The organism is Streptomyces sp. NBC_01426, from assembly GCF_036231985.1.
Classification (GTDB): domain Bacteria; phylum Actinomycetota; class Actinomycetes; order Streptomycetales; family Streptomycetaceae; genus Streptomyces.
The window spans coordinates 7,060,048-7,078,912 of record NZ_CP109500.1; the positions used below are offsets into that span (position 1 = coordinate 7,060,048).

Sequence of the window (18,865 nt, forward strand, 5' to 3'; positions counted from 1 at the left end):
GGTCGGTCCGGGAACAGGCGGGAGGCGGAGCCAGTGGTCATGAAAGCGGTCGGATGGGCACGCTCGTTCCCCATCGCCGAAGGAGTCCGTGCGGCGCGCCGCTGGACCGACGAACACCTCGACACCCTTCCGTGGGCACGGGAGGAGCCGGACACCGTGCACTCCGTCCTGCTCACCGTGTCCGAGCTGGTCACCAACGCGCACCTGCACACCGAGGGCGCCGCACATCTGGTGCTGACCTGGGACGGCAGTTGCCTGCACGTGAGCGTCGCCGACGGCGACCCCCACCTGCCCGAGCCGCGCGAGCCCGGCGAGGGAGCGACCTCCGGGCGCGGCCTGGGCATCGTGGCGACGCTCGCCGACACCTGGGACGTGCACGCCTGCCACGGCGGCAAGGCGATCACCGCCTGCTTCCACCCCGCCGGGCCGCCCCACGCGCACACGAGCTGACACGCGCCGCGCGTCCCGCCGAGGGGTGGACACACCACTCCCGAGGGGCGGCGCGCGCACCGGTGGCCCCTGCCACCCCACCCACTTACACCCACTCATCTCGACTCCACCCGGGCGGGTTTGTGCCCGGGGGTTGCGGGCAGCCGCCACAGCAACCGAAGAGACGAGGCCGCGGCCTGGAGGCCAACATGTCCACAAGCACGCTCATCGCGATCATCGTTCCCGCCGCGCTGGTGCTCATCGCCCTCGCCGCGGGAGTGTGGTTGTTCACTCGCCGCAGGAACCTCCAGCGGCAGTTCGGCCCCGAATACGACCGGACGGCCGAGGCCGCCGGCAGCCGGATGGCGGCCGACCGCGAGCTGAGGGCGCGCCAACAGCGCCACGACACGTTCGAGATCAAGGACCTGCCCGCCGAACGCCGGACGGAGTACGCCGAGGAGTGGCGCGGCGTACAGGAAGCCTTCGTGGACCGCCCGGAAGGGTCGGTCGCCCGGGCCGACGAGCTGGTGTCCCGGCTGATGCGGGAGCGCGGCTACCCGGCGGACGGGTTCCACGGGCAACTGCGTGACCTGTCCGTCGAACACGGACGCACCCTCGAACACTACCGCGCGGCCCACGAGGTCAACGTACGCAGCGGCGAGGGCGAGACGACGACCGAGGAACTCCGCGGGGCGATGGTGCACTACCGCGCTCTGTTCGACGACCTGCTGACCAACACGAACCAAGGGAGCCGATGACATGCGGGAGAACGAAGACACGACCGGCCGACCCGTCGAGGGCCGCCTGACCACGGAGAACCTCGCCCACCCGGGTACCGAGCGCGGCTCCGGCGTGTATCCCGGCGGGGCCGACACCACCGCCGGGACCGAGGGCGACGTCATACGCGACGACCCGCGCGAGGACCCGCGAGAGTTCGGCCGGGACGGCCTGCCGGCCGACCCCCTGGACGGCGTACGGGACGACCCGCGCGAGGTCTCGGCGGGCGACCCGCGCGAGTTCGGCCGGGACGGCCTGCGGGACGAGCCGGCGCGCACCGAGGCGCACACCGACGAGGTCGGCGCCGGCGAATCGGACGAGCCCCTGCTCGGGGGAGCCGACGCGGACGGCCTGCGCAAGCAGTGGAGCGAGATCCAGGGGCGCTTCGTGGACGACCCGCAGGAAGCGGTGCGGTCCGCCGACACCCTGGTGGCCGAGGTGATGCAGGAGCTCGCCCGGACCTTCTCCGCGCACAAGCAGGACCTGGAGGGCCAGTGGGACCGGGGCGAACAGGTCGCCACGGAGGACCTGCGCCTCGCACTGCAACGCTACCGCTCCTTCTTCAACCGCCTCCTCAACACCTGAGGCGCGCACCGGGTCGGGGCACCGCATCGAGCCCTTGACCCCCACGCTCCCGCCGGTCGCCGCGTCACGCGCGGATGCCGGAGCGGGCCGGATGAACCACGCTGTACCTCCCGGGGCGAGTCGCCCCGTACCGGACAGCGGAGGGAAGCCGTCGTGGACCGCGCAACCGCACCACCCAGGGCCCGGCGTCGGACACACGACGCCGGGCCCCGCGCCGTGTGAACCGACTTCCGAACCGGCTCCCGAACCGACCGGGGCGCACCCGGCTGGGGGAGCAGATCGAGGGCAGAAGGGCAACGACACGGAGGGAGGTTCCGAATGCCCGGAATCCACAGATGGCTCGACCGCGTGAAAGAAGGCGCGACCGCGCTCGGCGAGCGCCGCGCGCAGGCCCAGGCGCGCCGCGACGCGGAGTACGGGGAGAACGCGGAGGAGGAGCGGGCGGCAGAGGCCCGACGCGCCCGCCCCCGTACACCGGATCCGGCCGTGGCGGTGCCCTGGAGCATTCGGGTGGCGGCCGAGGCGGGCTGGCGGTTCCTCGTGCTCGCGGCCACGCTGTGGGTGCTGATGCGGGTCATCGGCGCCGTCCGACTCGTCGTCCTCGCCTTCGTCGTCGCCCTTCTGGTCACCGCGCTGCTCCAGCCGACGGTTGCCCGACTGCACCGAAGCGGCCTGTCCCAGGGCCTGGCCACCGCGGTGACCGCGATCTGCGGGTTCCTCGTGCTGGGCCTGGTCGGCTGGTTCGTGGTCTGGCAGGTGCTCGACAACCTCGACACCCTCTCGGGGCGCCTCCAGGAGGGCATCGAGGAACTGAAACAGTGGCTGCTCGACAGTCCGTTCCACGTGACCGAGCAGCAGATCAACGACGTCGCCAAGAACCTGAGCGACGCGATCGGCACCAGCACCAGCGAGATCACTTCCACGGGCCTCCAGGGCGTGACCGTGCTCGTGGAGATCCTCACCGGCATGCTGCTGGCGATGTTCTCCACGCTCTTCCTGCTGTACGACGGCAAGCGCATCTGGCAGTGGACGCTCAAGCTGGTCCCGGCCGTGGCCCGGCCGGGCGTGGCGGGCGCCGGTCCGCGCGCTTGGCGCACGCTCACCGCGTACGTGCGCGGGACGATGATCGTCGCCCTGATCGACGCGCTCTTCATCGGCGTCGGCATCTACCTCCTGGGCGTCCCGCTCGCCGTGCCCATCGGCGTGGTGATCTTCCTGGCGTCGTTCGTGCCGCTGGTCGGCGCGGTGGTGTCCGGGGCCCTCGCGGTGGTCGTCGCACTCGTCACCCAGGGCGTGTTCACCGCGCTCATGGCCCTGCTGGTGGTGCTCGCTGTCCAGCAGATCGAAGGGCACATCCTCCAGCCCTTCATCCTGGGGCGTGCGGTCCGGGTCCATCCCCTGGCCGTGGTCCTGGCCGTCGCGACCGGTGGACTGGTCGCGGGGATCGGCGGCGCCGTCGTCGCCGTGCCGCTGGTCGCCGTCGCCAACACGGTGATCGGTCACCTGCGCGCCTACGCGGGAAACGAGGGCGACGAGCCCCCCGCCGAGGACGGGGCGCAGCCCGGTACCCGGGCCGCGCCGGAAACCGGGTCGGCGCCCCCGGCCGACCCGGGGCCGACCGCTCCCGTCGCCGGCGGCCCCGCCTGAGGCTTCCGCCGGGTCGAGCCGGGACCGTCGTGCGCGTCTCAGTAGCGCAGGGCGGTCCCGGTCTCGGCCTTCACCTCGCCCGAAAGGCTCCGGGTGCTGCGGGCCGTGCCCGCGCCGGTCGCGCCGGCCGCCACGTCCGCGACGGTCACCACGACGGTGTCGAGCAGGTTGCCCCCGCTGTCGCGGAAGTCGACCTGTACGGCGAAGGACTTCTGGTCGCCGGCCGTGTTGGACACCGTCACGGGGACGGTGGTGCGCCCGTCGGCGTCCCGGGCGACGGTTCCGAGGGTCACGTCGTTCTTCGCGTTCACCCCGTCCTTCACCCCGTCGAGCTTCTTCTTGGCCTCGGCCGCCGCGGAGTCCAGACCCGCCCCGACCGACTGCACGGCGGACGCCGCCTTCGACGCGACATCGGACGGCGTGCTGCCGTCGGAACACCCCGTCGCCCCGGCGGCGAGACCTGCGAGAACGACCAGCGAGAGGGTGCGCATCCACACACGGTTCATTCGGCTCTCCATTGAGCTCGGGCCGGCCACCGCGGGTGCGTGGGCGGGCCGGCGGACGATCCATCGAGGGGTGGTTCGGCAACGCCATGATGGATCCCCGGGCCGTGAGCGGGCGGCCCCGTGTGCCGGTGTCGCGGTGAACCCCACTGATGGCGCGCGGGGAGGGACCCGGCGCGATGGCCGGTTCCCTCCCCGCGTCGTCGGTGGGGTCAGCCCAGCGGCTTGTCCAGGACCGCCTTGAGGTGGCTGAACGTGGCCAGGGACCAGTGACCGTGGTAGTTGCCCATGCCGCTCTCGCCCACCCCGCCGAACGGGAGGTCGGAGACGGTCAGATGGGCCACGGGAAGGCCGAACGTGAGACCGCCCGAGGAGGTCTCCTCGGTGAGGCGTTCGCGCGTGGTCCGCGACTCGGTGAAGGCGTACAGGGCCAACGGCTTGTCCCGGTCGCCGATGAACGCGATGGCCTCGTCCAGCCCGGCCACCTCGACCACCGGCAGGATCGGCCCGAAGATCTCCTCGGCCATCACGGGGGAGTCCGGGGACACGTCGGCCAGGACCGTGGGGGCGATGTAGCGCGCCGCGCGGTCGTGGTCGCCGCCGACCACTGTGCGGCCCGACGCCAGCAGGCCCGTGAGGCGGTCGAAGTGACGGTCGTTGATGATGCGGCCGTACGCGGGGGAGGCGGCCGGGTCGTCCCCGTACAGCGTGTGCACGGCGTCGGCGAGGGCCTTCTCCAGCTCCCGGGCCGTCTCGGGGTCGGTGAGCACGTAGTCGGGGGCGACGCAGGTCTGGCCTGCGTTCATGAACTTGGTCGACGCCAGCCGGGTGGCCACGACGGCCAGGTCCGTGCCGCGGTCCACGAACGCCGGTGACTTGCCGCCGAGTTCCAGTGTCACCGGGGTGAGGTGCTCGGCGGCGGCACGCATCACGATCCGGCCGACCGTCCCGTTGCCGGTGTAGAAGATGTGGTCGAAGCGCTGCGCCAACAGCTCTGTCGTCTCGGGGACGCCGCCCTCCACCACCGCGACCGCGTCGGTGTCCACGTACAGCGGCAGCAGCTCGGCCACGGCCCTCGACGTGGCCGGGGCCAGTTCGCTGGGCTTGGCGAGGACGCAGTTGCCCGCGGCCAGCGCGCCGACGACGGGGGCCAGCAGCAGTTGCAGCGGGTAGTTCCACGGGGCGATGACCAGGACCACGCCCAGCGGATCCAGCACGGTGTGCGCGGTGGCCGGGCTCAGCCGCTCGGGAACCTCCACCGGCCGGGGGCGGAGCCACTCGGCGAGGTGGTCCAGCGTGTGGTCGATCTCCCGCACGACGAAGTCGATCTCGGTGCGGTAGGCCTCCTCGCGCCCCTTCCCGAGGTCCGCGTGGAGCGCGGCGGCCAGCTCCTCCCCGCGTTCCTTCAGCAGGGCGCGCACCGCCCGGAGCTGTGTCGTGCGCCAGGAGAGCGACTTGGTGCGACCGGACGCGAAGCCGGCGCGAAGCCGCTCGACGGTGTCTGCGGGCTGCTCCGGGGGGTGGTTCGACATGGGGGTGACTCCTGAGGGAAGGCCAGGCCGGGCGTTGCCGTCGCCGGACGTGCGGATGTGCGGCGATCGTCGGGCGGGCGTGCCCCTCCGAGGGAGGGGCGACACACGCGTCGATCGATGTATATAGCAACTAGTGTGGCCGGATTATTCCGCTCCAAACGCGGACTTCCCCGGGGCGGGTCGGATGCGGTCACGGGCGCCGAGGTCGCCGCACCGCCCTCGCTCACGACCTGCCGGCGTCGGATTCCAGGGCGGCCTTGAGATTGCGCAGGGTGACGCGGATGTTCCGGCGCTGGAAGTCGGCGAACGTGTGGCCGCCCGTCGCGATCTTGTCGAAGACGTTCGCGACGAGATCCGGCCACGAGCGGCGGTCGTCGGTCCAGGTCTCCGTCACCTTCGTCCCCTCGGGGACCGCCTCGAACCGGTACTCCCAGGTGGCGATGGGGCCGCGCAGGCGCGGCCGCTTCAGCCCGATGGAGTGGACCCGGAAGCGGAACAGCTCGTCCTGGTCCGCCGCCGTCACGGTGCAGCGCGTGGTCCAGCGGAAGGCGCCGCGCTTGTTGTGTCCGTCGAAGACCGTCCCGACCGGTACGGGACCCGGTTCGCGGGTGAGGGTGGCACCCAGGTTCTCGGGGCTCCAGCGGCCCATGAGAGAGGGGTCGCACACGTGCCGGTACACCGTTGACGGGCTGGCCTCGACGATGACGCTGTCGGAAACGCTGAGCAGGCGGGTCATGGAACTCCAATCCTCGGAGGCCGACGTTACCGCCTGGTAGCCGGGGTGGACGAGGTGCCCCCGGCCGGGGGGTTTCAGCCGGCCGTGCGGACCGGGAAGGTGAACGCGTAGCCGTGCTCCGTGAACCACGGCAGGAGCGTGCGCAGGGCCTCCACCGTCTCGCCCCGGTCGCCGCCCCCGTCGTGGAACAGCACGGTCGGCTCCGCGGGCAGCCCGCTCTCCACCGTGGCCACGATCGCGGGCGTGCCGGGCCGGCTCCAGTCCTTCGGGTCCACGCTCCAGCCCAGGGGCCGCATCCCGTGCTCCGCCGCGATCCGCCGGCCGGCCGGGGAGAAGGCGCCGCCCGGTGCGCGGTAGTAGTCGACGGTCGCCCCCGGGGCCGCCTTCTCGATCATGTCCTTGGCGTCGAGGATCTGCCGCTCCTGATAGGCGACGGGCTTCCTGTCCATGGTCATGTCGTGGCTGACGGAGTGGTCGCACAACCGGTGTCCGTCCGCCACCACCTGCCGGACGAGATCGGGGTACTTCTCGGCGTTCGCTCCGATCATGCAGAACGTGGCCTTGGCCCCGTACCCCTTCAGCACGTCCAGGACCTGCGGCGTCCAGACCGGGTCGGGTCCGTCGTCGATCGTGATCGCGACGTCCCGTGCGCCGCCGTCCGCGGTCCGGGCGATCGAGAGCGGCACCGTCGCCGCGGCGGGCGCCGTCCGCGCCTGCGGTGTCGAGGGCCCCGTGGTGGCGGAGGCCGCCGTGGCGCAGCACAGGGAGACGAGGGTGAGGGCCGTCGCCGTGAGGGCGATCCCGGCCGTGCGGCGGGTGGCCGGCAAGCTGCTGATTCTCATGAAACCGCTCTTCACTGGTGACGGGACGGCGCCCCCGGGAGCCGGGGGCACCGTCCCAGGCTAGGAACCGCGCGCCGCACCCGGCCTCATTCCTTCGGCCATTTCCGGTACCTGTCCGCCGCCGCGCCCCTGCGGCGCCCGCCGGCCTGAACTCGCCGTCCATCAGCCTTGTTTACGCGCTCACAGCGGGATTCGCACGGCCTTAACCTGTCGCGCATGCCCTTGTTCCGCAGAGCGAAGAAGGCCGCGCTCCCCGCCGACACCGGGCTGCCCGTCCCGCCGTGGTGTCCCTGGTTCGGGCCCGCCGAATGGCAGTCCTTCCTGGCCCTCCTCAACGGCCTCTTCCTCGACGGCGAAGGCTCCGACCAGCCGATGCGGTTCGGCGCCGAGCAGCACCTGCAACTCGGCATCGGCAGCGGGATCCCGCTGGACCTGGCGGAGCTGGCCCTCCTGGTGCGGCCGCTGCCCCGGGCGCAGTGGCGCGAAGCCGCCGTGGGGCACCTCAACGGGCTGCTGGAACTCGGCGACCGCCGCAGGGCCCTGCACGAGGCGGGCTACGAGGAGGTCCGTCCGCTGCTGCTGCCGCGGGTCGTGCCCGCCCGTACCGTCGCCGAGGACTTCGCCCTGGTCAGACCGCTGACCGAGGACCTGGCCGTGGTCCTGGTGGTCCGGGTGGACGGCGACCGCTCGTCGCCCGTGCCGGCCTCACAGTTCCGTGCCTGGAACGTCGACGGGGACGAGGTGTGGGCGCTGGCCGAACGGAACCTCGCCGCCGAACCCGTCGCACGGGACGACAGCGGCGCGGCCAACCCCATGGTCTCGGTGACCTGCGAGACCGGCTTCACCTGCACCCACCTGCTGCGGGCCGGCGACCTCCTGGGCCGTCCCGCCCCCCTGGGCATCCTCGCGATGGTGCCGCACGAGGGGTTCCTGTACTTCCAGGCCGTGGACGGCCCCGATCTGCACTCCCAGCTCGTCGGCTATTCGACGGTCACCCTCGACAACTGGGAGAAGGCCCCGCCGGAACAGCGGCTCAGCCCGAGGGTGCTGTGGATCCACGAGGGTGGCATCGAGGCCGTGGGCGTGGAACCCGCCCCGGCCGGCAGCGGACGCCCCGGGGTGATCACCGGGTCCGCCTCCTTCATCGCCCTGCTGTCGTCGTTCCGCCCGCCGGACCCGGAGCGCTGACCACTCCCGGCCCGGTGACGGGCTGGGACACTGGGCTCGTGTCGTTCTCCCGTGAACCGATCCGCAGCGAGCCGCCCGTCTCCTCGACGCGTGCGCTGTTGACGCAGTCCTGGCTCGACCTCGCCTTCCTGCACTGGCCGGCAGACCCGGCGGACGTGGCTCCGCTGCTGCCGCCCGGGACCGTCCCCGACACCCTCGACGGCGTCACGTACGTCGGCCTCATCGCCTTCCGGATGGACCGCGTCGGCTGGCTGGGGCTGCCCGGCGTCCCGTACCTCGGGTCCTTCCCGGAGACGAACGTGCGCCTGTACTCGGTGGACGCCCGGGGACGACGAGGGGTCGTCTTCCGCTCCCTGGACGCCTCGCGCCTGGTGTCGGTGGCGGTCGCCCGGACCGTGTTCCGGCTGCCCTACCAGTGGTCGCGGATGTCCCTCGACCGTACCGGTGACGTCCTCACGTACACGGGTGTGCGCAGGTGGCCCGGCCCGCGGGGCGCGCACTCGCGGATCGCCGTCCGTGTCGGGGAGCCCATCGACGAGCCCACGGAGTTGGAACACTTCCTCACCGCCCGCTGGTGCCTGCACAACGACTTCCCCGGCGTTCCGCTGCACCTGCCGAACACCCACCCCCGCTGGCCCCTGCACCGTGCGGAACTGCTCGAATGCCGGGAGGACCTGATCGCCGCGGCCGGTCTGCCCGCCCCGGTCGGGGACCCGGTCAGCGTCCTGTACTCACCCGGCGTCCCGGTCCGCTTCGGGCGCCCGGGCCGCATCGCGGCGGGCTAGGCCGTCTCTTTCGGATCTGCCGGTCAAGCCCGCGCGGTCGGGGCCGCGGCGCCCGCCCCGCGCCGGGGCTCAGGACGCGGACGGCGAGGGCGCCGTCGGTGGGTGGCGCAGGAGGTACAGGCCCGTCGCGGCGGCCAGTACCGTCGCGCACACGGTGAACGTCAGGCCGGCGCCCACCAGTCCGAGCGACAGCGTCAACGCGCCCACGCCCACCACCGGGAGCGAGATGCCCGTGTACGCCACCACGAAGAACGAGGAGATCGTGCCGCCCCGGTGCGCGGGCGGCGCCGCGTCACTCACGGCCGTGAGCCCCGCGCGGAAGGCCATCCCCTGCCCCAGCCCCCCGCACACCGCTCCCGCCACCAGCAGCGGCATCGACTCGGTCCACAGCGAGGCGCCGACCAGCAGGAGACCGCCCACCAGGACGAGGCAGCCCAGCGGCAGCGCCCGCCCCACGGGCATGCGCCCCACCAGGACCTGACCGATCGTCGAGCCGAGGAACACGGTGAAGACCACCAGACCGGCCGTGGCGTGGTTGGTCACGCCCAGGGTCTCGGACACGAAACTCGGCGCGATCGAGGTGAACAGTCCGAGCAGCGCGAACCCGGCGAACGCCGCGAGCGCGCACGGCACGAAGACGCCGCGGATGTCCGGTGGAACGGACAGGCCCTGCGGCTTCAGGGGAGGCAGGCGGCGGGGGTGCTCGACCGTCTCGGGCAGCAGCAGCACGATGGCGCACGCGAAGGACAGCAGGACGAGATGGGCCAGGAACGGCAGGACCAGCGGCAGTGGCGCGTACTCGGCCAACAGCCCGGCCAGCAGCGGACCGCAGCCCAGGCCGCCCATGTTGGCCGCGGTCGCGGCCAGTCCCGCGCGCCTCTTGCGCTCGGGGGGCGCCAGTTCCAGGACCGTGACCGTACCCACGCCGCTGAGCAGACCCGCCGAGAACCCGGACAGCACCCGGCCCGCGAACAGCAGCGGGAGGCCGCCCTCCAGCAGGAAGCAGCCCGCGCTCAGCGCCGACAGCCCCAACGCGTACAGCAGTACGGGCCGGCGGCCCGCCTCGTCGGAGTAGTTGCCGGCGACGAGCAACGTGACGATGACCCCGACGGCGTAGGCGGCGAAGACCAGCGTCACCATCAGCTCGGAGAAGCCGAGTTCCTGCCGGTACAGCCCGTAGAGGGGAGTGGGGAGCGTCGTGCCGGCCATGCCGATGGCGAACACCGCCGCCGCGCTCAGGTATCCGAGCCGCCGCCGGTCGTGTCCACGGGCCGGACTGATCTTCGCTGCCATGGGGCACACAGTAGAGCGCCGACCGCGAAAGCCCGGGCGCCCCCGGCGTGCATGTCGGCGGGCGGCGGGGGCAAGCGGTGGAACACAGCCTTAATCGGAGCCGCATGGCGGAGGTGTCGAGGGTGACAGGTGCGAAGGTTCTCGAGTTTTTTCCCGCCGGTGGTCCGCGCGGAAGCTGGCCCGCCGAGGAATCCGCGGCGCGTCGCCGCGCCCACGGCGAGGCGGTGCGCGTCGTGATGGACCTGGACCAGGACGCCTTCCTCGTGGTGGCCCAGGACCAGGACGCGGGCGCCCTGACGGGCTGATTCCCCGCCCGGGACGCTCACTTCGCGCGGAAGCCGGGCCCCTCGCCGCAGGCTGGTCCGGACGGACCGCCGCCTCCTGGCGTCCGGCGACCACGCCCGGTCACGCCACACCCTCCACCTCGGCCCGGCCGGCGCGTCGGCCCTCGGGCAACGGATGCCCCGAAAGCGCGCCCGCGGCCACCGGTTTCGGCGCCAACACGATCACCGAATCCTCCGCAGCCAACCGGATCCGCTCCCGCTTGTCCGGGTTGATCCGGACGCCGTACGAGGGGCCCTGCGCGCCGCCCTCGTGGAGCCGGAACCCGATGACACAGTGCCCCTGCCTGAGACCGGACTCCACCACCGTCGCGAAGGTGACCGCACGGTCGGGCAGCACGTATCCCGTCGCGGGCTTCAGATGAAGGGTGTCACCGCCCACCGTGAACAGGCCCTCGAAGACGTCGGCCAGGTACGGGTTCTCCGCGATCTGCGTCATCAACAGGCTGATGAGCCGCCCGCCGACGATGAAGTCGGCCCCTTCCCGCGCGGGCGCGAGAAGGCGGTTGCGGTCGTCGGTCATCTCGGTCACGACGGCCAGTTCACGCCCGGAGGCCTCCTCCAGCGCACGCAGGTGGAGCAGGGTCACCAGGGTCCTGTCGTCACCGCAGAGCCCCCCGGGAGCGGTGGACACCTCGTCGTACCCGAGGACGATGGCCCGGTCGAACGAGAGCACGTCCAGCTCGTCGAGGTTCCGCGGGTCGGTGATGTCGCCGCTGTGCACGGTCACGCGCATGCGGCGCCCCGGTAACCGCGCGCACCGCCCGGCCTCCTCCAGCGGTCCCTCGCCCTCCGCCATCACGACGAGGGTCGAACCGTCGGGGACGCACCGGTCGAGTTGGGCCACGACGAGCGGAGCACGGTGGTTCCACCCGAGCAGCAGGAACCGCTCCGGGGGCCACGTCGTCGTGCGCGGCACCACGATCGCCTCCTCGTCCACGGTGGGCGGCCGCTCCGCCCTGGTCGCGGTGTCGTCGTCCTCGGTGATCAGCACGATCCGGTCGTCCGCCCCGAGCACACGGTCGGCGGGCGGATTGAGTTCCACGCCGCCCGCACCGCGCAGGACGCCGATGACGCTGGAGGTGTCGTACGCGAGCAGCAGGTCACCGAAGGTCCGTCCGACCAGGGCGGGTTCGTCGACCATGTAGATCTCGTCGCCGTCGAAGTCCAGCAACTCCTGGTAGACGAGGGAGAGCCCGGGCCGGCACGAGGCCTGGGCGATGAGGCGGGCGGTGATGTCCTCGATGTTCAGCACCCGGCCGTGGGCCCCCGCGGCCAGGTCCGCCGCGCGTTGGTGGCGCCCGTCGCGCACCGCCGCGACGACGGAGGGGCGCCCCCGCCCGCGCACCGCCGCCTCCAGCGCCAGCAGCGTCTTCACCACGTGGGCGTCACCGTCCTCGCCCTCGTGGGTCAGGACCAGGACGGCGCGCGCGGTCTCGGGGCTGACCAGGGAGAGGACCGCGGGATCGGTGGTCACGCCGCTGCGACAGATCAGCCGGGTGTGACCGAGGCGGCCGAGCGCGGTGTCGATCTCGTCCTCCATCTCCGCCTTGTCCCTCGGCCCCAGGACGGCGATGACGGCCCTGCGCTGATTGGAGTTGGCGACGGTCAGTTCCGAGACGATCGGGAAGACCTGGTCCGACCAGCCGAGCAGCACGGTGTGCCCCGACTCCAGGACGGTGGACCGGCCGCGCCGCAGGGCCAGCACCTTGTCGTTGAGGCCGGTGGTGATCAGGCTGACGAGGGTGGAGACGAACAACAGCGCCACCAGGGCCAGCAGGACCGAGATGACGACGTACAGGGGGCTGCCGACGGCGCCGCCGATCTTCAGGGTCTGGCCGACGCTCACCCAGACGGCGACGAGCTGCCCCGACCAGGTGGTCGGCGCGTCCTGGTCGGCCCAGACCAGCGCGATGCTGGCCGGGACCACGATGGCCAGACACATGAGGGTGAGCCAGCCGATGAGCAGCGCGGACCCGCGCGCCACGATGGTGTCGAACCAATAGCGGGTACGCGGCCAGGCGGGGTCGGCGCGTTGTTCCGTCGTCCTGCGACCTGTCAACCGGGGTTCCTCGGTCAGCTGTCGGTGCCGGGTGCGCGTCGCGTGCACGACTGCCCGGCATCGGTGGTTTTGTACAGGATGCAGGCTAGTGCGCCCGCTCGACGCGAACGGAGCGCCGTCGCGGAATCCGCCCATCGCGTGACGTGTCGATCTTGAGTTCGGGCCCGGCACACGGCGGGGTCCGGGGGCGCGTAGGAACGGCCACGAGGGGCATGAGCGCCCCGTGGCATCGAACACTTCCCCCACCGCTCCCCGCACCACCCCGGCGATCCGGGGGAACGGCGCCGTCGCGCTCGCCGTGCGCACCCGCTCCGCCCTGCGCGACACCGCGGTGCGCGTGTGGGACGACAACATCGCCGACTATGCCGCAGCCCTCACCTACTACGCGGTGCTGGCCCTCGTGCCTGCCCTGCTCGTCTCGGTCTCCCTGGTGGGGCTGGCCGGTCCGGGCACCCGCGAGCGCCTCATCCTCGACCTCACCTCCTACGCCCCGCCCCAGTCCGCGGCCACGCTCCGCGAGGTCCTCGACTCCCTGACCGCGGACCCGTCCTCCATGTGGCTGCTGCTCGCGAGCGGGATCGTCAGCGCCCTGTGGTCGGCGTCCAGTTACCTCGCGGTCTTCCGTCGCGCGCTGCACGCGATGTACCGCCTCCCCGACACGCGACCGCCCCTGCGCGCCGCCCACATCCTCGTCCTCACCGCCGCCCTGCTGCTGGGCCTGCTGGTGACCGGCGCGGCCAGTCTCGTCGCCTCGGGCCCCTTCGCGCGCCGCCTCGCGGCCGCCGCGGGCTACGAGGGCGTGGACACCATGGCCGTGCTGCGCTGGCCGACCCTGCTCGTCATCGCCATCTCGCTCATCCTGATCCTCTTCCGCACCGGCCCGGCGCGCGCCCGGGGAACCCGCCGCGGCCTTCCGGGCGGCGCTCTTGCGGCCGTCCTCTGGCTCTCCGCCTCGGCGCTCTTCACGCTCTACACCGAGTTCGGCACCTACAGCCGGCTCTACGGTTCGCTCGCGGGGATCGTGGTGTTCCTCATCTGGCTCTGGTTCACCAACCTCGCGCTGCTCACCGGCGCCCAGTTCAACGCGGTCCTGGCCCGTGACACGCCGCGGACGGAACCCGAGGTGTCCTGACCGTCCGAGGCGCGCCGCGGCCGGCGGGGTCGTGTCCGCGCGGGTGGCGGATCGTTTGGGTGGGCATGGCTCCGAAGCACTCCACGATCACCGGCACGGCTCGGCACCGCGGCGCGGACGACGGTGTCCTGGCCACGCGCGTTCCCCGGCAGGCGATCCGTACCGGCGCCGACGGGGCGCCCCTGTACGAGGAACTCGCCCGGGAGTGGACCGCGCGCGGCGCCACCGTACCGGGCGAACCCGACCCCCTCTGGCAACGGCTCGTCTCCTGGGACCACCTCCAGCGCGAGATCGCCGCCACGGTCCGGGACCTCCACCTGCGGGGAGCCGACCCCGCGCCCGCACCCCTGCCCCCGGGCGGCGGGTCGCGGCGACGCCCGGGCTGACGGCCCCGGAGGGCCGCGCGGGGCGCGAGGGACTCCCGGGGCGTACGCGGGGGACCAGGAAGGACTCAAGGGCCCATCCGTACGAGAGGCTCCCGGGGGCCGTCAGCGCCGCCGGACGGATGATCACGAACCCGGGCACGGTCGTCGAGGGTGTCCGGCGCGGCTTCACGAGTGTCGGGGTGCGGCCCCCGTCGCGACCCTGATGGCCAAGGCCGCACCCCGTACCCACGAACGTACCCCGAATCGGCCGGCGTGTGCGTTCAAGGTGCGTTCACCCACGTCAGAGCCGGGCCGGGCGCTCCGCGTCCGGCGGACCGGAACCGGCGGGCGGATCTTCGCTAGCGTGTCGGCCGGAACCCTCTGGAGGACGCATGAGCGCACGGCCCGAGTACGCGCCCGCCCTGCCCCCGGCACCCGCCCCCACGGCGGCGGCCGAGCTCCTCGGCCGTATCCGAGCCGACCGCAACGCGGAGCGCTGGGCGCCCGCCTTCGAACGAGACTGGGCCCAGGCCCTGGAGTACGCCCGCCACAGCTACAGCCTCGCCCCGCTGCACGACGTGGTCCGCACCTGGCAGGTCCGCCTGACCGCCGCCCCGGCCGTCGACGCCTTTCTGGCCTCGGACAGGGACGACGGCGACGGCACCGCCCTGGAAGACCTCTTCGGACCCCGCCGGTGAACGGTTGGCCGGTCCGGCTGTCCCCGCACGCGGCGAAGGCGCTGGCGGGACTTCCCGAGTACGCGGTGGAGATCGTCCGTGACGTCCTCGACATCGCCTCCCGCGACCCCTGGTCGTTCCCGGCCTTCGACAACCGGGACCCCGAGGGGGAGGACGTCCGCTCCGCGACGATCGGACAGCTCGCCGCCGTGTACTTCGTCAACAGGTCCGCGGGTCGCCTCTACGTCATCGACGTCGTCTGGCTCGGCTGACCGAACCGAGCTCCGTCGGCCGTCTTGCCCAGCCCTGCGGGGCCGAAACGGTCGCAGGTTTGCGGGATTGTAACGATCGCGAGGGCGACGCGCAGGCGAAATGCAGAAGTTACAGCCTCGTTATAAACAGCTTCGCTGGGATGACATGTCGTGATTCGGCACGATATGAAGATCATCAACGAGGGGTATCAGAAGGGCTCTCCGCGCCCGCACCAATAACATGCCGACCCTCCATCCGGAAGCTTGTGGACCCATGCATTTTTTTCTCGTGCTGGGTAACTTGCGTCGGCATGACCACTGCACATGCAGACCTGGACCGCAGCCGAAGCGGCTACCTGGAACTTCCCCAGGAGTTGCGCCTCGACAGCCCGGACGTGGAAGACGGAGCTTCCCTCTGGCGTATCGCTCGTGACTCGAAGACCTTGGACCTGAACTCCTCGTACAGCTACCTCCTGTGGTGCCGTGACTTCGCCGGCTCCTCGGTGGTCGCCCGTGACGAGAGCGGACGGCCCGTCGGGTTCGTCAGCGGATACCGCCGGCCCGAGGCCCCCGACACCCTGTTCGTGTGGCAGGTCGCCGTCGACGAGTCCCGGCGGGGACAGGGCGTGGCCGGAGCGCTGCTCGACGGCCTGTCCGTCCGCGAGGCCGCAAAGCGGCCCCTGCGCTGTGTCGAGACGACCATCACGCCCGACAACGCCGCCTCGGAGCGACTGTTCGCCGCGTACGCCGCACGCCACGGCGCGCGGCTGACCCGCGAGGTGCTCTTCGCGCCCGGCGACTTCCCCGAGGTCGACGCGCACGCTCCCGAGGTCCTGCACCGCATCGGGCCGCTGGCCTTCTGACCCTTCCCGGGCCCGGTTCCCCCCACCGTTCCACGACACCCCCACGTGGCCGGCCGCGTCGCCGATCCGTTGCCGCGCCGCGCCACGTCGCACCTCCGCACGCCGCACGTCGCACATTCACAAGGAGATTTCGTTGACCATCACCGAGCCGCTTCTGAGTGTTTTCGAGACCGTCGAGTCCGAGGTCCGCAGCTACTGCCGGGCCTGGCCGACCGTCTTCGAGAAGGCGAGCGGCAGCCGACTGTACGACGAGCGGGGGCGTGACTACCTCGACTTCTTCGCCGGAGCCGGTTCGCTCAACTACGGACACAACAACCCCGTGCTGAAGCGTGCCCTGCTGGACTACATCGAGCGGGACGGCATCACGCACGCCCTGGACATGTCGACCACCGCCAAACGGGCCTTCCTGGAGACCTTCCAGTCCAAGATCCTGGCCCCGCGCAGCCTCCCGTACAAGGTCATGTTCCCGGGCCCGACGGGCACCAACGCCGTCGAGGCCGCGCTGAAGCTCGCGCGGAAGGCCAAGGGACGCGAAGCGGTGGTCTCCTTCACCAACGCCTTCCACGGGATGTCCCTCGGCTCGCTCGCCGTGACCGGCAACGCCTTCAAGCGCGCCGGCGCCGGTGTCCCCCTGGTCCACACCACGCCCATGCCCTTCGACAACTACCTGGGCGGCCAGACGCCGGACTTCATCTGGTTCGAGCGGCTGCTGGAGGACCAGGGGTCCGGGCTGAACCACCCCGCCGCCGTGATCGTGGAGACCATCCAGGGCGAGGGCGGCGTGAACGTCGCCCGCCCCGAGTGGCTGCGACAGCTGGCGGACCTGTGCCGGCGCCGCGACATGCTGCTCATCGTCGACGACGTCCAGATGGGTTGCGGCCGCACCGGCGAGTTCTTCTCCTTCGAGGAAGCGGGCGTCACCCCGGACATCGTGACGCTGTCCAAGTCCATCAGCGGTTACGGACTGCCCATGTCGCTCTGCCTGTTCAAGCCGGAACTGGACATCTGGGAGCCCGGCGAACACAACGGCACCTTCCGCGGCAACAACCCCGCCTTCGTCACGGCCACCGCCGCCCTGGACACGTTCTGGCACGACGGCGGCCTGCGGGACCGCACCCTCCTCCAAGGCGCGCGCATCGAGCAGACGCTCAGTGAGATCTGCGCCGAGGACGGGCGTCCGGGAACCACCCACCGGGGCAGGGGCATGGTGTGGGGCCTGGAGTTCGAGGACAGCACCCGGGCGACCGCCGTCTGCCGGCAGGCCTACGAGCACGGCCTCCTCGTCGAGACCTCCGGTCCCGAGAGCGAGGTGGTCAAGCTCCTGCCGCCGCTCACGCTGACCCCCGCCGAACTCGAAGAGGGTCTGGAAATCCTGACGCGCTCCGTCCGTGAGACGGCCTGACCACCACGCGCGTCGCATGTGAAGAGAGGTGAACGAAGAATGATCGTCCGTTCTTTCAAGGACATCGAGGGGACCGACCGGCACGTGAAGGCCGCGTCCGGGACCTGGGAGAGCAAGCGCATCGTGCTCGCGCGCGAGCGCGTCGGTTTCTCCCTGCACGAGACCGTGCTCTACGCCGGCACCGAGACGTCGATGTGGTACGCGAACCACGTCGAGGCCGTCGTGTGCACCGAGGGCGAGGCCGAACTCACCGATGAGGAGACGGGCGAGAAGTACCTCATCACGCCCGGAACCATGTACCTGCTGGACGGCCACGAACGGCACACCCTGCGGGTCGCACGGGACTTCCGCTGTCTGTGCGTCTTCAACCCGCCCGTCACCGGGCGCGAGGACCACGACGAGAACGGCGTCTACCCGCTGCTCACCGAGCCGCACAGCGCCTGAGGCAGCCCGCGAAGACGAGAGGAGAGGCAGGCAACATCATGATCACCACAACCGCGCGCACTGTGGACACGTATCCGACCCGGGGCCCCGAGGAGGTTCTGATCGGCCGTCAGGACCCCGTCGTCTGGTCGGCGTCCGGGACCCCGGGGCCGCTGTGGGGGCATGAGCTGGAGACTTTCGAGCGGCAGGGCTTCCACCCGGTGGACCAGCTCATCACCCCCGAGGAAGTCGACGTCTACCGGACCGAACTGGACCGCCTCGTCGCCGACCCGGCGGTACGGGCGGACGAACGGTCCATCATCGAGCCGGCCTCGGACGAGGTCCGCTCGGTGTTCGAGGTACACCGGATCAGCGAGGCCTTCGCGCAACTCGCCGCCGATCCACGGGTGGTGGGCGTCGCCCGACAGATCCTCGGGTCGGACGTGTACGTGCACCAGTCCCGGATCAACGTGAAGCCCGGCTTCGGCGCACGCGGCTTCTACTGGCACTCCGACTTCGAGACCTGGCACGCGGAGGACGGACTCCCGCGCATGCGGACGGTCTCGGTGTCGATCGCGCTGACGCCGAACTACCCCACCAACGGCGGCCTCATGATCATGCCGGGCTCCCACCGGACCTTCCTGGGCTGCGCCGGCGAGACGCCCAAGGACAACTACAAGCGGTCCCTGCAGATGCAGGACGCGGGCATCCCCTCGCAGGAAGCGCTCACGAAGTTCTCGGAGGCCTGCGGCATCAGGCTCTTCACCGGCCAGGCCGGCTCGGCCACCTGGTTCGACTGCAACGCGATGCACGGCTCCGGGGACAACATCACCCCCTACCCGCGCAGCAACGTCTTCTTCGTGTTCAACAGTGTGGAGAACGCGCCAGAGGAGCCCTTCGCGGCTCCCGTCCGCCGCCCCGAGTTCATCGCCGCGCGGGACGTCGTCCCGGTGCGCTGACCTCTCGGCGGGCCCGCCCGCACGTGTGACCTCACGGGGAACACCTCGCCGATCGGCGCGGTGTTCCCCGCAC

At 71.7% G+C, this 18,865-nt stretch carries 21 protein-coding genes; 15 read left to right on the plus strand and 6 right to left on the minus strand.

Annotated elements, in window-relative coordinates:
* Positions 1-39 precede the first annotated feature (39 nt).
* From OG906_RS31560 to OG906_RS31575, 4 genes are all read left to right on the plus strand, one after another.
* Positions 40-450: an ATP-binding protein gene (locus OG906_RS31560; protein ID WP_329447452.1), complete on the plus strand. Its 411-nt coding sequence runs from the start codon at positions 40-42 to the stop codon at positions 448-450.
* A gap of 188 nt (positions 451-638) precedes the next feature.
* Complete coding sequence (locus OG906_RS31565) at positions 639-1,187, plus strand: hypothetical protein (RefSeq protein WP_267799306.1); 549 nt, start codon at positions 639-641, stop codon at positions 1,185-1,187.
* Position 1,188: 1 nt separating this feature from the next.
* The gene (locus tag OG906_RS31570; protein ID WP_329447453.1) at positions 1,189-1,791 is read left to right on the plus strand and encodes a hypothetical protein; all 603 of its coding nucleotides are present in this window, start codon (positions 1,189-1,191) and stop codon (positions 1,789-1,791) included.
* A 318-nt stretch (positions 1,792-2,109) separates the two neighbouring features.
* Positions 2,110-3,438 carry an AI-2E family transporter gene (locus OG906_RS31575; protein WP_329447454.1) on the plus strand — a complete coding sequence of 443 codons (1,329 nt, stop codon included), beginning with the start codon at positions 2,110-2,112 and terminating at the stop codon, positions 3,436-3,438.
* Positions 3,439-3,476: 38 nt separating this feature from the next.
* Here OG906_RS31575 and OG906_RS31580 read toward each other — a convergent pair whose 3' ends face one another.
* From OG906_RS31580 to OG906_RS31595, 4 genes are all read right to left on the minus strand, one after another.
* The gene (locus tag OG906_RS31580; protein ID WP_329447455.1) at positions 3,477-3,944 is read right to left on the minus strand and encodes a hypothetical protein; all 468 of its coding nucleotides are present in this window, start codon (positions 3,942-3,944) and stop codon (positions 3,477-3,479) included.
* A gap of 209 nt (positions 3,945-4,153) precedes the next feature.
* Complete coding sequence (locus tag OG906_RS31585; RefSeq protein ID WP_329447456.1) at positions 4,154-5,473, minus strand: aldehyde dehydrogenase family protein; 1,320 nt, start codon at positions 5,471-5,473, stop codon at positions 4,154-4,156.
* A 223-nt stretch (positions 5,474-5,696) separates the two neighbouring features.
* Positions 5,697-6,209: an SRPBCC family protein gene (locus OG906_RS31590; protein ID WP_267799301.1), complete on the minus strand. Its 513-nt coding sequence runs from the start codon at positions 6,207-6,209 to the stop codon at positions 5,697-5,699.
* A gap of 74 nt (positions 6,210-6,283) precedes the next feature.
* Complete coding sequence (locus OG906_RS31595) at positions 6,284-7,051, minus strand: polysaccharide deacetylase family protein (protein WP_329447457.1); 768 nt, start codon at positions 7,049-7,051, stop codon at positions 6,284-6,286.
* Between the two features lie 216 nt (positions 7,052-7,267).
* Between OG906_RS31595 and OG906_RS31600 the strand changes: the two genes are divergently transcribed.
* A complete protein-coding gene (locus tag OG906_RS31600) occupies positions 7,268-8,239 on the plus strand; it encodes a hypothetical protein (protein ID WP_329447458.1) in 972 nt (323 codons plus the stop codon).
* Between the two features lie 38 nt (positions 8,240-8,277).
* Positions 8,278-9,024, plus strand: a complete 747-nt coding sequence (locus OG906_RS31605) for a YqjF family protein (protein WP_329447459.1) — start codon at positions 8,278-8,280, stop codon at positions 9,022-9,024.
* A gap of 69 nt (positions 9,025-9,093) precedes the next feature.
* Here the strand turns inward: OG906_RS31605 and OG906_RS31610 are convergent, their stop codons facing one another.
* Complete coding sequence (locus OG906_RS31610) at positions 9,094-10,317, minus strand: MFS transporter (RefSeq protein WP_329447460.1); 1,224 nt, start codon at positions 10,315-10,317, stop codon at positions 9,094-9,096.
* A 122-nt stretch (positions 10,318-10,439) separates the two neighbouring features.
* Here OG906_RS31610 and OG906_RS31615 point away from each other — a divergent pair, with 122 nt between their 5' ends.
* Positions 10,440-10,622: a hypothetical protein gene (locus OG906_RS31615; RefSeq protein WP_385646057.1), complete on the plus strand. Its 183-nt coding sequence runs from the start codon at positions 10,440-10,442 to the stop codon at positions 10,620-10,622.
* Between the two features lie 100 nt (positions 10,623-10,722).
* Here the strand turns inward: OG906_RS31615 and OG906_RS31620 are convergent, their stop codons facing one another.
* The gene (locus tag OG906_RS31620) at positions 10,723-12,720 is read right to left on the minus strand and encodes a CASTOR/POLLUX-related putative ion channel (protein WP_329447461.1); all 1,998 of its coding nucleotides are present in this window, start codon (positions 12,718-12,720) and stop codon (positions 10,723-10,725) included.
* A 223-nt stretch (positions 12,721-12,943) separates the two neighbouring features.
* On the opposite strand from OG906_RS31620, the gene OG906_RS31625 reads away from it, so the two are divergent.
* From OG906_RS31625 to thpD, 8 genes are all read left to right on the plus strand, one after another.
* A complete protein-coding gene (locus OG906_RS31625; protein WP_329447462.1) occupies positions 12,944-13,852 on the plus strand; it encodes a YihY/virulence factor BrkB family protein in 909 nt (302 codons plus the stop codon).
* 65 nt (positions 13,853-13,917) lie between these two features.
* Positions 13,918-14,238, plus strand: coding sequence for a hypothetical protein (locus OG906_RS31630; protein WP_329447463.1), 321 nt, complete (start codon positions 13,918-13,920; stop codon positions 14,236-14,238).
* 371 nt (positions 14,239-14,609) lie between these two features.
* The gene (locus OG906_RS31635; protein ID WP_267799292.1) at positions 14,610-14,915 is read left to right on the plus strand and encodes a DUF6247 family protein; all 306 of its coding nucleotides are present in this window, start codon (positions 14,610-14,612) and stop codon (positions 14,913-14,915) included.
* Entirely contained in the window at positions 14,912-15,166 is a 255-nt protein-coding gene (locus tag OG906_RS31640; protein WP_267799291.1) for a hypothetical protein, read from the plus strand. The genes OG906_RS31635 and OG906_RS31640 overlap by 4 nt, the downstream gene beginning before the upstream one ends.
* Before the next feature lie 290 nt (positions 15,167-15,456).
* On the plus strand, positions 15,457-16,008 hold the full coding sequence (gene ectA, locus OG906_RS31645) for a diaminobutyrate acetyltransferase (RefSeq protein ID WP_329447464.1): 552 nt from the start codon (positions 15,457-15,459) through the stop codon (positions 16,006-16,008).
* 133 nt (positions 16,009-16,141) lie between these two features.
* A complete protein-coding gene (gene ectB, locus OG906_RS31650; protein WP_329447465.1) occupies positions 16,142-17,410 on the plus strand; it encodes a diaminobutyrate--2-oxoglutarate transaminase in 1,269 nt (422 codons plus the stop codon).
* 39 nt (positions 17,411-17,449) lie between these two features.
* Positions 17,450-17,854 carry an ectoine synthase gene (locus OG906_RS31655; RefSeq protein ID WP_267799288.1) on the plus strand — a complete coding sequence of 135 codons (405 nt, stop codon included), beginning with the start codon at positions 17,450-17,452 and terminating at the stop codon, positions 17,852-17,854.
* A gap of 38 nt (positions 17,855-17,892) precedes the next feature.
* On the plus strand, positions 17,893-18,792 hold the full coding sequence (thpD, locus tag OG906_RS31660; RefSeq protein ID WP_329447466.1) for an ectoine hydroxylase: 900 nt from the start codon (positions 17,893-17,895) through the stop codon (positions 18,790-18,792).
* The last annotated feature ends 73 nt before the right edge of the window (positions 18,793-18,865 follow it).

Coding starts and splice junctions, on each gene's coding strand:
- OG906_RS31570 (WP_329447453.1), top strand. CDS start 1,189: ATGCGGGAGAACGAAGACACGACCGGCCGACCCGTCGAGGGCCGCCTG.
- OG906_RS31585 (WP_329447456.1), bottom strand. CDS start 5,473: ATGTCGAACCACCCCCCGGAGCAGCCCGCAGACACCGTCGAGCGGCTT.
- OG906_RS31630 (WP_329447463.1), top strand. CDS start 13,918: ATGGCTCCGAAGCACTCCACGATCACCGGCACGGCTCGGCACCGCGGC.
- OG906_RS31655 (WP_267799288.1), top strand. CDS start 17,450: ATGATCGTCCGTTCTTTCAAGGACATCGAGGGGACCGACCGGCACGTG.
- thpD (WP_329447466.1), top strand. CDS start 17,893: ATGATCACCACAACCGCGCGCACTGTGGACACGTATCCGACCCGGGGC.
- OG906_RS31590 (WP_267799301.1), bottom strand. CDS start 6,209: ATGACCCGCCTGCTCAGCGTTTCCGACAGCGTCATCGTCGAGGCCAGC.
- ectA (WP_329447464.1), top strand. CDS start 15,457: ATGACCACTGCACATGCAGACCTGGACCGCAGCCGAAGCGGCTACCTG.
- OG906_RS31580 (WP_329447455.1), bottom strand. CDS start 3,944: ATGAACCGTGTGTGGATGCGCACCCTCTCGCTGGTCGTTCTCGCAGGT.
- OG906_RS31565 (WP_267799306.1), top strand. CDS start 639: ATGTCCACAAGCACGCTCATCGCGATCATCGTTCCCGCCGCGCTGGTG.
- OG906_RS31635 (WP_267799292.1), top strand. CDS start 14,610: ATGAGCGCACGGCCCGAGTACGCGCCCGCCCTGCCCCCGGCACCCGCC.
- OG906_RS31560 (WP_329447452.1), top strand. CDS start 40: ATGAAAGCGGTCGGATGGGCACGCTCGTTCCCCATCGCCGAAGGAGTC.
- OG906_RS31575 (WP_329447454.1), top strand. CDS start 2,110: ATGCCCGGAATCCACAGATGGCTCGACCGCGTGAAAGAAGGCGCGACC.
- OG906_RS31610 (WP_329447460.1), bottom strand. CDS start 10,317: ATGGCAGCGAAGATCAGTCCGGCCCGTGGACACGACCGGCGGCGGCTC.
- OG906_RS31595 (WP_329447457.1), bottom strand. CDS start 7,051: ATGAGAATCAGCAGCTTGCCGGCCACCCGCCGCACGGCCGGGATCGCC.
- OG906_RS31600 (WP_329447458.1), top strand. CDS start 7,268: ATGCCCTTGTTCCGCAGAGCGAAGAAGGCCGCGCTCCCCGCCGACACC.